The organism is Corynebacterium sp. HMSC06D04, from assembly GCF_001807315.1.
Lineage (GTDB): Bacteria > Actinomycetota > Actinomycetes > Mycobacteriales > Mycobacteriaceae > Corynebacterium > Corynebacterium simulans.
Window position 1 is genome coordinate 1 of the sequence record NZ_KV788563.1, and the last position, 13,046, is coordinate 13,046.

General features: G+C 55.5%; 13 protein-coding genes. 9 read left to right on the forward strand and 4 right to left on the reverse strand.

The window, feature by feature from the left end; genetic code table 11:
- Window positions 1–4 precede the first annotated feature (4 nt).
- On the reverse strand, window positions 5–997 hold the full coding sequence (locus HMPREF3155_RS11825; RefSeq protein WP_246817735.1) for a hypothetical protein: 993 nt from the start codon (window positions 995–997) through the stop codon (window positions 5–7).
- Entirely contained in the window at window positions 998–1,963 is a 966-nt protein-coding gene (locus HMPREF3155_RS11830; protein ID WP_083281317.1) for a hypothetical protein, read from the reverse strand.
- A 153-nt stretch (window positions 1,964–2,116) separates the two neighbouring features.
- On the opposite strand from HMPREF3155_RS11830, the gene HMPREF3155_RS13480 reads away from it, so the two are divergent.
- Window positions 2,117–2,344, forward strand: coding sequence for a helix-turn-helix domain-containing protein (locus HMPREF3155_RS13480; RefSeq protein ID WP_144676499.1), 228 nt, complete (start codon window positions 2,117–2,119; stop codon window positions 2,342–2,344).
- Between the two features lie 269 nt (window positions 2,345–2,613).
- Here the strand turns inward: HMPREF3155_RS13480 and HMPREF3155_RS11835 are convergent, their stop codons facing one another.
- A complete protein-coding gene (locus HMPREF3155_RS11835; protein WP_049358834.1) occupies window positions 2,614–3,609 on the reverse strand; it encodes a tyrosine-type recombinase/integrase in 996 nt (331 codons plus the stop codon).
- Window positions 3,610–4,222: 613 nt separating this feature from the next.
- On the opposite strand from HMPREF3155_RS11835, the gene HMPREF3155_RS11840 reads away from it, so the two are divergent.
- The 3 genes from HMPREF3155_RS11840 (at window position 4,223) to HMPREF3155_RS11850 (ending at window position 5,630) form a co-directional block, all read left to right on the forward strand.
- Window positions 4,223–4,891 (forward strand): hypothetical protein, encoded by a 669-nt coding sequence (locus HMPREF3155_RS11840; RefSeq protein ID WP_005323141.1) that lies wholly within the window; start codon window positions 4,223–4,225, stop codon window positions 4,889–4,891.
- 236 nt (window positions 4,892–5,127) lie between these two features.
- Window positions 5,128–5,412, forward strand: coding sequence for an ArsR/SmtB family transcription factor (locus tag HMPREF3155_RS11845; RefSeq protein ID WP_230310978.1), 285 nt, complete (start codon window positions 5,128–5,130; stop codon window positions 5,410–5,412).
- Entirely contained in the window at window positions 5,409–5,630 is a 222-nt protein-coding gene (locus HMPREF3155_RS11850) for a hypothetical protein (protein WP_005323143.1), read from the forward strand. Before HMPREF3155_RS11845 ends, HMPREF3155_RS11850 begins: the two co-directional genes overlap by 4 nt.
- Before the next feature lie 538 nt (window positions 5,631–6,168).
- On the opposite strand, the gene HMPREF3155_RS11855 is transcribed toward HMPREF3155_RS11850, so the two are convergent.
- Window positions 6,169–6,420: a hypothetical protein gene (locus HMPREF3155_RS11855; protein WP_070433408.1), complete on the reverse strand. Its 252-nt coding sequence runs from the start codon at window positions 6,418–6,420 to the stop codon at window positions 6,169–6,171.
- A 193-nt stretch (window positions 6,421–6,613) separates the two neighbouring features.
- Between HMPREF3155_RS11855 and HMPREF3155_RS11860 the strand changes: the two genes are divergently transcribed.
- The 5 genes from HMPREF3155_RS11860 to HMPREF3155_RS11880 are packed head-to-tail and all read left to right on the forward strand — an operon-like array spanning window position 6,614 to window position 12,958.
- The gene (locus tag HMPREF3155_RS11860) at window positions 6,614–7,249 is read left to right on the forward strand and encodes an MptD family putative ECF transporter S component (protein ID WP_061921197.1); all 636 of its coding nucleotides are present in this window, start codon (window positions 6,614–6,616) and stop codon (window positions 7,247–7,249) included.
- Window positions 7,250–7,299: 50 nt separating this feature from the next.
- Entirely contained in the window at window positions 7,300–7,971 is a 672-nt protein-coding gene (locus HMPREF3155_RS11865; RefSeq protein WP_235591016.1) for an energy-coupling factor transporter transmembrane component T family protein, read from the forward strand.
- Window positions 7,968–9,437: an ABC transporter ATP-binding protein gene (locus HMPREF3155_RS11870; RefSeq protein ID WP_062036168.1), complete on the forward strand. Its 1,470-nt coding sequence runs from the start codon at window positions 7,968–7,970 to the stop codon at window positions 9,435–9,437. Before HMPREF3155_RS11865 ends, HMPREF3155_RS11870 begins: the two co-directional genes overlap by 4 nt.
- A 7-nt stretch (window positions 9,438–9,444) precedes the next feature.
- Window positions 9,445–11,193 (forward strand): ABC transporter ATP-binding protein, encoded by a 1,749-nt coding sequence (locus HMPREF3155_RS11875; RefSeq protein WP_061921192.1) that lies wholly within the window; start codon window positions 9,445–9,447, stop codon window positions 11,191–11,193.
- Window positions 11,186–12,958 (forward strand): ABC transporter ATP-binding protein, encoded by a 1,773-nt coding sequence (locus tag HMPREF3155_RS11880; protein ID WP_061921189.1) that lies wholly within the window; start codon window positions 11,186–11,188, stop codon window positions 12,956–12,958. The genes HMPREF3155_RS11875 and HMPREF3155_RS11880 overlap by 8 nt, the downstream gene beginning before the upstream one ends.
- Window positions 12,959–13,046: the final 88 nt, after the last annotated feature.

Sequence of the window (13,046 nt, forward strand, 5' to 3'; positions counted from 1 at the left end):
GATATCAGGTGTCTACCAAACAGGGGTCAGGTCCGGTCTTAGCCACCGCGAAGTAAGCACGATCGCCCACCACTGTGCCCTTAGGTGTCTCAGGATCATCCGTTAAATGCCGCATGGCTTCCAACCCACGGATCGCAGGGTTGTGGCTGGGCCGGTCGAAGGCCATGCCCATAATCAGGTGTGGCTGTGCATATGGGCCTTGGTCGCGGATGACTCCGGCAACAAGTGTGGCCTCCCAACCCCACACATGCTTGGCGTTTCGCTTTCGCTTTGATTCGCCATGTGTTTCTTGTCGCTCGTCACGGGAGTACCAGCCTGCCTCCGGCTCGGAGGACATGAGATCGTCCGGTCGGTTCGTCCATCGGTTGTTGCCACGGCGCACGCCTGGAATAAGTGTTCCGTCTAGGGTGAGGTCTCCCTGCCAGTTGGCTCGGTATTCTTCGGGCATGTCCTCGGTACTTGCCATAACTAGCTCATTGAACACGTAGGTGGCGCGCTGCCATTTTTCCTCGCGGCGCTCAGGGTCTTGTTCGTCCATCAGCCGGTTGAATTCAGCACGGGTAAGCCTGGCGCGGTGCGGGATGTTGTCGAATGGGTCAACGACATCAAGGAAGCTGTGCAGCGCACGCCACAGGCGGTAGTACCAGTTGCTGTGCTGGGTTGCGTAAAAGTCACCTACCCGTCGTGCCTTATCGCGGCTGGGCAGGTTAAGGAGTTCTAAAGCCTTGTCTGTCGTATCAGGCGAGGCCAGGAGCGTCGTCATGGTGGTCAAATGCATGGGTTGACCAGAACGCGCCAGAATCAGGTAGAGCGCAAGGATGGTGCGGTCGTTAACGGATTTAGGCCTGCCTCCTTTGGCGGGGTCGTAGCCGTCTACTCGCCTCCAGGTGTCAAGATGGTGGCAGATGTCGGTGCGGTCGATGATGGTCAATGCCCAGGAAACGCTGGCTCCATCCAGGCGAAGCAGCGGGGTGGGTGTGGTGTTGAAGTGGGCCACCTAGACTTCGCCTCCTGCTCTCGGTTCGACGACTCGAAGCGGCGGGTAGTCTGGTTCGTCCCTGTTGCCGCTGATCCACTCACGGTATTCGGTCTCGGTGAGCGCGCCAGATTCAACGATCATGTGGTGAAACGTGTCCTGGAAGGGCTGGATGCTTCCGGTGGCATAGACCAGATGGTTAGCGGCATGAGTAGCGATCCAGGTATAGCGCAGCCTGGGCAGTGTCGGGGCAAGGCCGGTACTCGATGGGTTCTGGCTGGGCTTGTGGATGAAGTCAGCAATCAGGTGTGGGCCTGTGGCATCGTTGCGGCGGCGCGCCGAGTTGGGTTTTACCAGTGGTTCGTCTCTACGGTCGTCGCCCACGCCATGCAGCACTTGGCGCATGAGGTCGTCGAAAGGTGCAGTCAGCGGAACGGTACGCGGCTTTAGCCCACGACCACCGCGTGCATGAACCGCCAGCACTGTGCCAAAGTCGGTGAAGTCGCCATAACGGCAGTGATAGATTTCCTCGGTGGACATGCCAGCACCTAAAGCCAGTGACACGATGATGCAGGCCACGCGCCGCGACTCGCGGCGGGGGCGGGAGTGAACCCAGTCGTCGATTCGGATAAGTTCGCTGGCGTTGTAGGCGCGGCGCGGAGCCGTAGCTGCCGGGTAAAAGACCTCCGGTAATTCTTCTGCCCACTCCAGCGCGCCTTCTTGGCCAATGACATGGCTTGCGCAGCGGTTGAGGATGCGGCGGGTGGCATTGAGGCTGGATTTGGATAAATCCGCTGTACGGGCTTGTAAGTAGGTGCGGATCTTTCCGCCATCGCGCAGCAGGTAGATACAGCCGTCCACGGAGATGTCGTCGTACCAGCGGTCGCGCATGTAGCAAAAGTACGTGGCGAGCACGCGCTTGCGGTTGCGCTCAACGGTAGGAGTTGTAGGTGGCAGTAATCCGCGTGTCGTCAGTGTGTCGATCACAGCGTAGACCTCATTGTATTTAGACTTAGGTGGTTCGTCTTTTTCTTCTTGTTCAAAGGAAGTGGTCTCGTGGCTTCCGACCTTCCCGCCGAGGCTCCGGTCAGGCGTTACGCCAACTGGCCTAATGCCCATATCGAGGCCCACGATCCGGTCATGCGGAAATTGCAGGACTTTGCCCGCAACGTCCAGAAACTCACCCTGGACGGGAGCTATCCCAGTGCCAAAGACTTGGCCGAGGCCTGCGGTATCCCCACCTCCACCATCACCCGAATCATCCGCGGCGAGATGATCCCGACGGGACGTGTCATTGCCAATATCGAGGTCACCACAGGCAAGCCCTTGTGGCCGCGCCATCGCAGCAACCGATACGGCAGTCAGTGACCCGAGGGTTGGAAACTGCATGTTTCCGACACTGGTAAGGCGGGTGTGAGTTACATGGGTGTCGTTCATGGCTCACGAGGTGAGCACACCTACACCACGAAATAGGTGGCGGTGCCTTCTTACCTCAGACCATGAGTAAACCCGCAGGTCACAGGGTGGTTCGTCCCTGGTGCGGTCTGAGCGCCATGAGGCGAGTTTTGCGTATCCGCAATCCAACTTTGCATATCCGCAATCGCTAGGGATAGCTCAGGAAGTCTCCGTGAGCCGAGCTACAGCACGTACAGGCCTCCACCTGGGGTGCCATGAGTCGATCCTCCGGCCAAAAGAATCCGGTAGGCATGGCGGCGGTTAGCTCCGGCCTCGACCACGTAGTCCTCAAACTGGTGCAAGGACTTCAGTCCTGCCGCAGCACACAGCACATCAGCGGGAACTCCGGCTGCAATGCGGTCGATAATCCACGTATTGCGCAGCCTGCGGGTATCCGGCACCATATCCGGCGATGTACTAGGTGTTACCCGGCGGAGATACGCCGAGAGCTGGCTGACGTTCTCGTTGTCGCGGCCTGGCCTGAACAGGTAGTCCTCCGGGCCGGTAGCCATAATGACCGGCTGAAGTACCTCGATATGAGACTTGAGCAGTGGCACCTCGCGCGGGCCAGCCCCGCGGTAGCCGTGCGGAAACAGCAGCACCCCGTCGCCGTCAACACGCACGTCTTTGCCGCGCAGCGTGCAGATTTCTCCTGCGCGCAAGCCCGCACCAAGCGTGAGTGCTAGCACCGTAGTGAAGTTGCGGCGGCGGGCAGCTGTGGGTTGCGACTCGGCCCAATCCCACATCCTGTCACAGGCATAAGAGTCGTAGGGTTCAAGGGTTGGCTCGTAGCTAATCGGGTGCTGGTAGTCAGGGTTCCAGTCGTCGTTGATCACCTCCGCCACACGACACAGCAGCGAGCGCTGGGTTCCTGCGGTGGACGGGCTGAGCTTTGCACCATCTCCGGCAAGGAAGTAGTTTCCGATGATGTCGGGGTGGAAGACGGTCTCGACAGTCACCACGCCGTAGCTCACCCAGACCCAGGCGGCGAGCTTGGACACGCAGTTGAGCGTGTTGCGCAGTGCGTCGCGGCTGGTGTTATCCGGGGTGATGTTAAGTGCGCGCACGCACTCGCGGGTGAAGTCGGCAACGTGGCTCCACGGCTCAGAGCGCACGGCGTGTGGTGTGTAGTTGGCGATGATCGCCTCATAGTCGGCGGTGGTGTAGTTACTGGACATGGGCCTTTCCTTCGTCGGCACGATCGCAGTGGAATGGGGCGGTGTAGTGGATGCTACGTAGCTAGGCCACGCAGTGCACTCCGCTACACATAGTCTTGTTTGCCGATCTGCAATCTGGCAAGCAGGTGGCCTCACACCGCCAACTTCGCAGGAATTTCTTATATGGCCTGCATGTTTGCGGTTCCGCAAACATCTACCAGACGAACCACCACATCATGTTGTGGAGATCAAAAAAGGGACATGCCATATTTAGCACCCCCGCGCGAGCCTCGGACACGGCCTTAATCCTACCCACCAAGTCCTTCAAGGCCCCGCTTTGTGGCCCACAGCTATGTCCACCACAACATGTAGATCCGCTGCCCCCGGTTGTGGCTAACCGATACGTGCGCGACCTGCGCGGAGCCTCAACCACACCCCGCACCGACTAGCGTGACCACCGTCGAGCGCGATTGCGTATCCGCAATTTTGTCTTAACTCACGCGGCTTGTTGCCATACCTCACACATCGGCAACCCACCGCGCGGACAGTTTGCGTATCCGCAAATTTCTACCTGTTACCGTGCCCGACACTTGACATTTCCACTGCTCACACCCTCAAAGGAAAGGGACGAACCATGTCCACACTCGACATGAGCACACCACTGTACTGCCAGTACTTCACCGCCGAGCTTGAGGTAGACGACCTCGCCCAAGTCACCGAAACCCTGAAACAGGGAAAACAGGTGGCCGACACCATCTTATCCATGTCCACCGCCGCGCTCTACAACCACGTCATTAGCTTCACAGGCCCGCAGGGGCTTATCACCGAGCGCGAAATCAACGTCCTCACCGCGTTTAACTCCATGTCGGTGGCCACTGCCCCGGTGCGCGTCACGTTTGTCACCCTGGCCGACACTTACGGAAACCGTGCGGGACTCACCCGCATCCAAGGCGGTGAGTCCGCCCGCGGCCTAATCCCGCTTACCCGGTCTGTAAACGAGGCCACGGTTGCAGACATGTCTGCCACCACACCAGGACTCACCATCAATCTGCCCAATAGTGTCCACGACGACCTGATCATTCGCTGCACGACTTTTGACCCGGACGGGTGCGTTCCCGAAGCAAAGGACGAGTTTCCCGGCGTGGACTACTGCCCTAGCCTGTACCACCTTTTGCGGGACGAACCATCTCCAGGCATCGACATCACCCACGACATTATCCGCGCACTACTTCCCTACCGCGGGATCCACATGGAGGTAGAGCCGAGGATTCTCGATGGCGATGTAGACATCGAGCGGCTGTAGCTGCTGGCTACGCTGTAAGCCATGAAGGAACCCAGCTGTGGTGTGTGCTTCGGCTGGGTTTCTTCTTGGGGAGGGTGAAGAGGGGACGTGATGGGACACCGGCCACGTCTTAAGTCGGGCAGCGTCTCCGCCAGACCCGGCAGAACTTGCACACCGCCGACTGTAAGCATATACTTACACCTGACATCGTTCGATTACGATACGGAGGGATGATGGACGCAGCACGGCTCGCTCAAATGCTCAGTGCTCTCGGAAGTGAGCCTCGGTTGCGAATTATCGCCTCCCTAGAGACGGATTCGACCCATGTCAGTGAGCTGGCCCGCCGACTCGGGATGTCTCGGCCACTGCTCTACCAGCACCTCAACCGCTTGGAAGCTGCTGGACTCATCGAGAGTGGCCTGGAACAGCTCGGAGAGAGCCGAGTGAGGAAGCACTACTGGGTCGCTCCGTTTCAGCTTGAAGTAACTCCAGACCACATTAGGCACCTGATTAATCAAGAACAGAAAAGGGAATCTTCGTGACACTTACCGCTACCGTATTTCTTGTCATCCTCGCCGCCGCACTACCACTCGCGATCTTCGTTGCTCTTACCGTCTGGGTGGTACGCACCGTCACCAGCGCACGACGCGAAACGGCGACGGCGATCGATGGTTCCAACCAACTCATCGTGGAGCACCTACGCAACATCACCGAGCGGTTGGATCGGATTGAGGCCCAACTCAGCGAGATCCCCGAGTAATCAGGCTCTTCCTTAAACAAGGGGCGCGGTGGTTTTGGCTCCGCGCTATGGGCTGTCACAGCGTATGCGCTAAGCGCGTCGCGTAGACCTCCAGCAACATAAACTTGCTTGTGACTTTGGCGGCGGGGTGTGTCTCCGGTCGTGGCGTTATCCTGTCCCTCTCGCGGATAGGGGCTAGGACTGGGGACGAACCACGTGGTGTGCCCCCACCTCCGACACCGCCCCGGCCCACCTGCCGACGGAACCGGGAACGGAAACCGACGGAAACCATAGCTGTGGTTCGGGTCGTTGCAGGTGGGTGGGTAGTTTCGCAAAAGACTCCAATCGACGGTTTTGCGAATCTAGCTTAAATCATTTGCGAAACTGCTCCGCATAGCTAAACCCACCGCTTGATCGCGGTGGGTTTAGTCGTTTTCGCTGTGATCCAGGCGCTAACCAATAAGAAACACAACATGGTTCGTCCCCTCTAAAACGACTAATAGCCCGGAACCTTTTATCGGTTTTCCGAGCTAACTGTGTGGTACGTATTCAGTTGGTCTTAGGCAACATGCTGCGCAGGCGGCGCGTTCGGGTGCGCGGTAGCCAGCGCCGGATCGCGCGGCGGCTGTGGCTCATGGCGTTCAGGTGGCGGGGTCTTTTCATCTCGTTCCACCCGGCCAAGAAAGCGCCGAATCATAGATACATTGGCCGCAACCACGCCCAAAGCCGTATAGAAGAAGGCCGCAGCAAAACCACGAACGGGCCTGCGGGTGTGATCGCCAATAGCAGCACCACCGCGATTGTTCTTCACAGGGTTGTCTTGCCGTTGGTGCTTACTTTGTCGGTGCATAGTCGGTAGTCGTGCTCTGGTTTGATGTCCGCTTATCTACATTCGCCCCCATTAAGGGTGAATCTTCAGATCAAAACTAGAAATAGTTTATATACAGCACTATCTGTATTAGGTAAGCCTTGCCTTTCCAGCTGTTCATGAATCGAGGTTTACTATGACCCAACAGTCCTCTACGCCCGCACGGAGTACAAGCTCATCCAGTGGGGCGACGGCACGTTTAAACACCAGAGATCTCATCAACGCTGGTATCTTTGCTGCACTTTACTTTGTAATCACCTTTGTAAGCGGAATGATTGGATTCGCAGGACCACAATTCATGTTTATTGGATGGTTCATCGCGGCAATCGCAAACGGAATCGTGCTAGCGCTTTATGCCGCCCGCACGCCCAAAATGGGTGCTTTCACCCTCGTCGGTGGTATTAACGGACTAGCATTCATGCTCACCGGACACTACTTCTGGACCCTGCTGGGAAGCATAATTCTAGGGTTTATCGCGGATTTGATTATTACAAAAAGCCACCTCAGTATTGCCAGATCCTTCCCTATTGCCTACAGCGTCTTCTGTGTCTGGATTTCTATGCCTTTTATCCCGCTAATTCTGGATACGGACTCCTACTACGTCGATATCGCAGACCAAATGGGTCAAGAATATGCCGATGCCATGTCGGATATCTTCCAGCCATGGACCATTGGAGTACTGGCCATTTGTGCGCTCATCGTCGGCTTTATCGGAGGAAAGGTCGGAGTTCGCGTCAGCCGCAAACACTTTGAAAGCGCTGGTCTCCTGTGAGCCTGCAAAAACAGGGCGTGCTTCGTCGATCTTCGATCGATCCACGGACCGTGCTACTTTCTGTTCTAGTAATCAATGCGGTAGCTCTCAGCCACGGCCACCTACCGACACTGCTGATTTCTATCGCTTTCAGCTCCATCGCACTAGCTACAGTAAAGCCACACTATGGTCTTATTTGCCTGTTCGCTTTTGCATTATCCTATCTAGGGTACTGGGGCCTATTACAGCTTCCTGGCTCCACATTTTTCGCTTTTTCAGCGGCAATTTTTTCGTGGCTAAGCCGTTTTGTCATCAGCATGTCCATCGGCGCATTCGGCTTGCTCACTCTCACACCATCCACGTTGACCTCAGCACTGCGGGACCTGCGTTTACCAGGCTGGGCCACCATTCCACCGGCGGTATTCCTGCGCGTTTTGCCGATCATCGTGGCAGAAGCCAAAGCCATCCGCGATGCCATGGTCCTTCGGGGTCTCCAGCCTGGAGTAAAAAGCTGGATCACACAGCCCACACAATCGTCCGCGATGTTGATCATCCCCTTATTAGGTGCCGTCGTCCGCGCTGGTGATGAGCTCGCTGCCTCTGCTCTTGTCCGGGGATTGGGAGGACCCGCACGCCCAACCACCACCGCCGATCTTTCCTTCAAGCTTGTCGATGCAACTGCACTAGCTGGGTTGGGCCTCGTTGTTGCCTCTGTCTGGCTTCCCACGGAGGTCCACTTATGAACGAACGCAGTATCGCAACCAGTGTAGACGCCCACAACGTTTCTTTTACATATCCATTGGGAGCTCGGCCAGGCATTCAAGGTGTATCTGATGTGTCTTTTTCTGTCTCTCCAGGACAGTGTCTACTGATTACCGGTGATTCCGGATCGGGAAAGTCCACGGTACTCAATTTGATCAACGGACTCATCCCCCATTTCAATCCAGGAGAGCTACTAGGCACCATCACTATTATAAAGGATGACCAGGCTTTTACCCCTGCGGAAGAACCGCTGTCCCGAGCCATCGAGTTCAGCGCCTCAGTATTCCAGAATCCAAGGACACAATTTTTCACTGAAAGCGTCAATGCAGAATTGGCCTTCGGGCTAGAAAACCTTGGTGTAGATCCCAAAGAAATTGAGTCGAGGATTCAATCAGCGGTCGAGCTACTAGGCATTAACGATCTTCGGGGCCGGCGATTCAAAGAATTATCCGGTGGGCAGTTACAAACCGTGGCATGCGCATGCGCGCTTGTGTCCCCGGGCAGTCTCGTGCTTCTCGATGAACCCACGTCCAATCTCTCCATGGAAAGCATCGATATTCTTGCACGCGTGCTACACCGCTTGAAGGAATTAGGCACAACGATCATTATCGCTGATCACCGTCTCTTTTTCTTAAAAGATATCGCTGACCAAGTTATTTACTTGACTCAGGGAAAAATAACGCGGAGTTTCCGCGCTCAGGAGTTTTATGCCTTAGACGAACCCGAACGCAAACAATTGGGGCTACGCAGCTTACACCATGTTCCCCTGCCCGCGAGCGTGCCGGTACCACCCACGCTCGAAAACGCCGATCCCCAGCGGAGCGGACTCGAGCTAAGCAACATCTGTTTTTCTTATGGCGCGCATGAGGTATTAAACATTGACCACGCATTTTTCCCCAGCGGCGAAGTCACCGCCTTAATCGGGCCCAACGGCGCTGGAAAAACCACCCTCGCCAGGATCATTTGTGGTCTTGCTTCTCCCAAACGCGGCGGTAGTCTCCGTTTGAACAGCAAACGAGTAGGAGCGGCTGCCCGCAGACGTGCCGCGTACATGGTGATGCAAGATGTTGGCCGCCAATTATTCGCAGCCACCACCGAAGAAGAAGTCACGCTCGGACTGGCAAAGAAGAAGCGGGACCACATCGATGTCAATGAGATTCTCCATCGCCTCGATCTGGCAGGAATGGCCCAACGGCATCCGCAGTCTCTGTCCGGTGGGCAACGGCAACGCTTAGCCATAGCTTCAGCCCAAGCCGAGCAAGCAGCGATCTACATCTTCGATGAACCTACCTCTGGCGTGGGCTGGCGCCAACTGCAATCCATCTCTGCGCTACTTCGATCTCTTGCAGCAAGCGGAGCAGTGGTCATCGTCATCACCCATGACCACGAATTCATCCAAGAATCAGTCACCAGAATCATCGATATGACTGACATCAACAAGAATTGAGAAAGAAATGTCTGAACTAAAACAAAGTTCCACAGAATCAAGCGGAACCCACGCACCAGAATCACACGGTGCGTCACCGGAAGAAGAGGCTCACGCAAAACTAAAAGCCGGCCAGGTCGCTCTAAAAAAACTACTGGCCCCAGTGCAAACAACCATCTACTTCGCACAGTTTCTCGCGCTTATATCCTCGGTACTCGCCGTAGCACCCTACGTCGCGTTGGTGGCACTGGGAAATGCTCTAATCGACGGCAAAACTGATGACGTCGCGTCCATTGTGAAATGGCTACTTGCTGCATTTTTGGGCCAGCTATTCTTCTATTTCCTTGCCCTTGCAATCACCCACTTCGCTGATGCAAAGCTGGTGGGGATTAACCGGCGCCGAATTATTACCGCTATTGCGAAAGCACCACTCTCGTGGTTTAGCCAGACTAATTCCGGCAAAGTCCGCAAAGCCGTCGAGGACGATACGTTAACTCTGCACACCCTGACAGCCCATGCTCCTGTAGAGAAGGTCGCCGCGATCTTTACGCCCCTCGCGCTTCTGGTTTATGCCTTTATCTTGGATTGGCGCCTTGGTCTACTTTCTATTGCCACTGTGCCCATTTTCCTAGCAATCCAAGCATATTCAATGAAAGATATGGGCACAAAAACTGCGGAAATGGATAATTATCTGGGTGAGGTCTCTGCGACTGCGGTGGAGTTCTCCGAAGGTATTTCCGTCGTCAAGGCTTTCGGCACCGTTGGCAAAGCCCACGCTCGATATCGCGAAGCTGCCCAAAAATTCGCGGAATTCTATTACGAGTGGGTACGTCCGCTTCTGCGTGTTTCCGCAATCTCAGAGTCTGTGGTGGCGGTTCCTGTCCTCATCCTTATCAATCTAGGAGTCGGTTCCCTGCTGATAGCTGGTGGCTATGTCACGGTCGCTGAAGTCATCGCAACAACGTTAATTGCGCTGGTGCTCCCAGGCACGATTCAAACCGTCGGCCAAATGATGTGGTCTTACCAGCTCGCTGGCAATGCGGCGTTGCGCCTTGATGAAGTCATGACAATTTCCCATGTGAAAGAAGGCCAAAAGAGACTCGATGCCAGTAGTCAAGACATGGAGGTGGAGTTCCATAAGGTCAGCTTTAGCTACGCCCCAGACACACCAGTCCTCCAAGACTTTTCTGCGCAACTAAATGCAGGCACTGTCACGGCATTGATTGGCCCCTCCGGGTCTGGCAAATCCACAGCAGCAACGATGCTGGCGCGTTTCCAGGATCCAGATTCGGGCACAATCACTATCAACAACGTGGATATCCGTGATCTCACTTTCGACAGTTTGTACCGCACTGTGGCTTTCGTCTTACAAGATCCTCACTTACTGCGTATGAGTATTCGGGAAAACATTCGCCTTGCACGCCCAGAAGCCCGCGATGAAGAGATCTGGCAAGCCGCAGAGGCTGCGCACATAGCTGCTGATATTCGCGCTTTACCGGCTGGGCTCGACACCGTTGTTGGTGAGGACACCTCTTTATCCGGTGGACAACAGCAACGCATTTCTATTGCCCGGGCAATCATTACCAATGCCCCAATCTTGATCCTGGATGAAGCTACTGCGGCAACTGATCCTGACTGCGAAGCAGAAATTCAAGCAGCTCTAGCCACACTCGTCAGAGGCAAGACCGTCTTAGTCATCGCCCACAAGCCGGAGTCCATCCAAGGAGCAGACCAAATAATCTGCCTCAAGCCTATGAAGGATAATTCTCATGTCTAATGCCACTACGCCTGTTAGTTCGCGTCTTCGTGATCCGCTACTCACTCGCAGTGTCAAAAAGCTGCAAAGTCCTGTAGGCCATAAGCTCAATAAAAGGTATGCTTGTCTATCGCTTATCGTTGGCGTGCTTGATGGCCTCGCCGTTCTCACGCTCGTGCCACTTACAAAGGCACTCGATGGGGATACGACGATCGCACCATGGATGTGGACGCTTTTGGCAATTGCGCTCGTAGCTTTTGCGCTACGATTTTTCGCAACCATGGCCTCTTACCACACGGCCTTGGATTTCATCCGAGCCGCGCACACGACTGTGGGCGATAAATTAGCAACGCTACCGCTCGGCTGGTTCGTACCGGCTAATACCGGCGGCCTATCTCGCCTCGTTTCAGATCGCTTTATGGTGGCGGCCGAGACCATTGCGCATATTCAAGGAACGATATACCGCGATAGCGCGGCACTTGTCACCTTGTTAGTAGGAGCGTGTTTCTGGAACCCGAAGCTGGGCTTGGTCCTTCTTATCATCGCACCATTGGCGCTCGTGGTGATGCAGTTGGCTGCATGGATTCGTGAGAAAGCATCGAACCGCGCACTGGGGCCGAGTAAAGAGCTCTCCCAGCGCATCGTAGAATTTGCTAACCGTCAACCAGCCCTGCGCGCGGCAGGACAATCACAAGTTTTTGCGCCACTAGAGCAAGCGCTAGAAATCGACCATAAAGCACGAATACGCGAGCTATGGGTATCCACATTAGCTTTGCTACTCAACGGCATAATAGTGCAGATCTTCATTGTGGCTCTCATTATGGTCTCCGCGGATCTTGCCGTTGAAGGCGCCCTATCGCCACTAGAAACAATTGCGATCATCGGAATCAGCTTGAGGTTTACCCGCACGCTTGAACAGCTGGGTTCTTCTTTCGTCGGTTTAGATGCCGGCCGTATCGCGCTCACAGAAACTGAGCTCATCACCGATGCCCCTTCCCTGCCAGAACCCACTACTCCGCGCCTAGGCGATGGTTCGGGAAATGTCGAGCTGCTTAATGTCACGTTTGGATACGGCGATAAACCAGTATTGGTAGATGTCACTTTCCATGCTCGACCAGGCACCGTTACCGCCATTGTCGGTCCTTCTGGCTCCGGAAAGACCACAATTGCGCGCCTTATTTCGCGATTCTGGGATGTAGATTCCGGGGCGGTGATGGTTGACGGCGTAGATATCCGCGAGCTTGGAACCGAACAGTTAATGTCCAGACTGTCCATGGTCTTTCAGGACGTTTACCTCTTCGACGACTCGTTAATCGCTAATATCCGCGTTGGTCGTCCCGACGCCTCCGATGAGGAAGTCTTCCGCGCAGCTGATCTTTCAGGCGTGACTTCTATTGCCAACCGCCTAGGGTGGCATACTCCTGTTGGTGAAGGCGGGCGGCTTCTATCCGGTGGTGAACGCCAGCGCGTATCTGTAGCTCGCGCGCTTCTCAAGCAAGCGCCGATTGTACTCTTTGATGAGGCTACCTCCGCGCTCGATGCAGAAAATGAGGCAAACATTCTTGCTGCGATGGACGAGCTACGGGAGCAATCTACTTTTATTGTCATCGCCCATAAGCTGGATACAATCAAATCTGCTGATCAAATCGTAGTCTTGGATGAACACGGGCAAGTCAGCCAGCTAGGCACGCATTCTGAGCTTTCCGATGTCCCCGGTATCTACCGTCACTTCTGGCAGCAACGCAAAGCAGCAAGCGGGTGGAAAATCAGTTCGGGACGCGATTAACGCGGGCACCGAGATCGGCATTGTTTGCGGGGGACACCCTTCTCTCCCCCTCTCTCCCATTACGTTGTTAGCAGTTCCACCCCAGGGC

Excerpts from the sequence above, each read along its gene's own strand:
- HMPREF3155_RS13480 (WP_144676499.1), top strand. The coding sequence starts at position 2,117 with ATGCGGAAATTGCAGGACTTTGCCCGCAACGTCCAGAAACTCACCCTG.
- HMPREF3155_RS11835 (WP_049358834.1), bottom strand. The coding sequence starts at position 3,609 with ATGTCCAGTAACTACACCACCGCCGACTATGAGGCGATCATCGCCAAC.
- HMPREF3155_RS11840 (WP_005323141.1), top strand. The coding sequence starts at position 4,223 with ATGTCCACACTCGACATGAGCACACCACTGTACTGCCAGTACTTCACC.
- HMPREF3155_RS11845 (WP_230310978.1), top strand. The coding sequence starts at position 5,128 with ATGCTCAGTGCTCTCGGAAGTGAGCCTCGGTTGCGAATTATCGCCTCC.
- HMPREF3155_RS11860 (WP_061921197.1), top strand. The coding sequence starts at position 6,614 with ATGACCCAACAGTCCTCTACGCCCGCACGGAGTACAAGCTCATCCAGT.
- HMPREF3155_RS11870 (WP_062036168.1), top strand. The coding sequence starts at position 7,968 with ATGAACGAACGCAGTATCGCAACCAGTGTAGACGCCCACAACGTTTCT.
- HMPREF3155_RS11875 (WP_061921192.1), top strand. The coding sequence starts at position 9,445 with ATGTCTGAACTAAAACAAAGTTCCACAGAATCAAGCGGAACCCACGCA.
- HMPREF3155_RS11880 (WP_061921189.1), top strand. The coding sequence starts at position 11,186 with ATGTCTAATGCCACTACGCCTGTTAGTTCGCGTCTTCGTGATCCGCTA.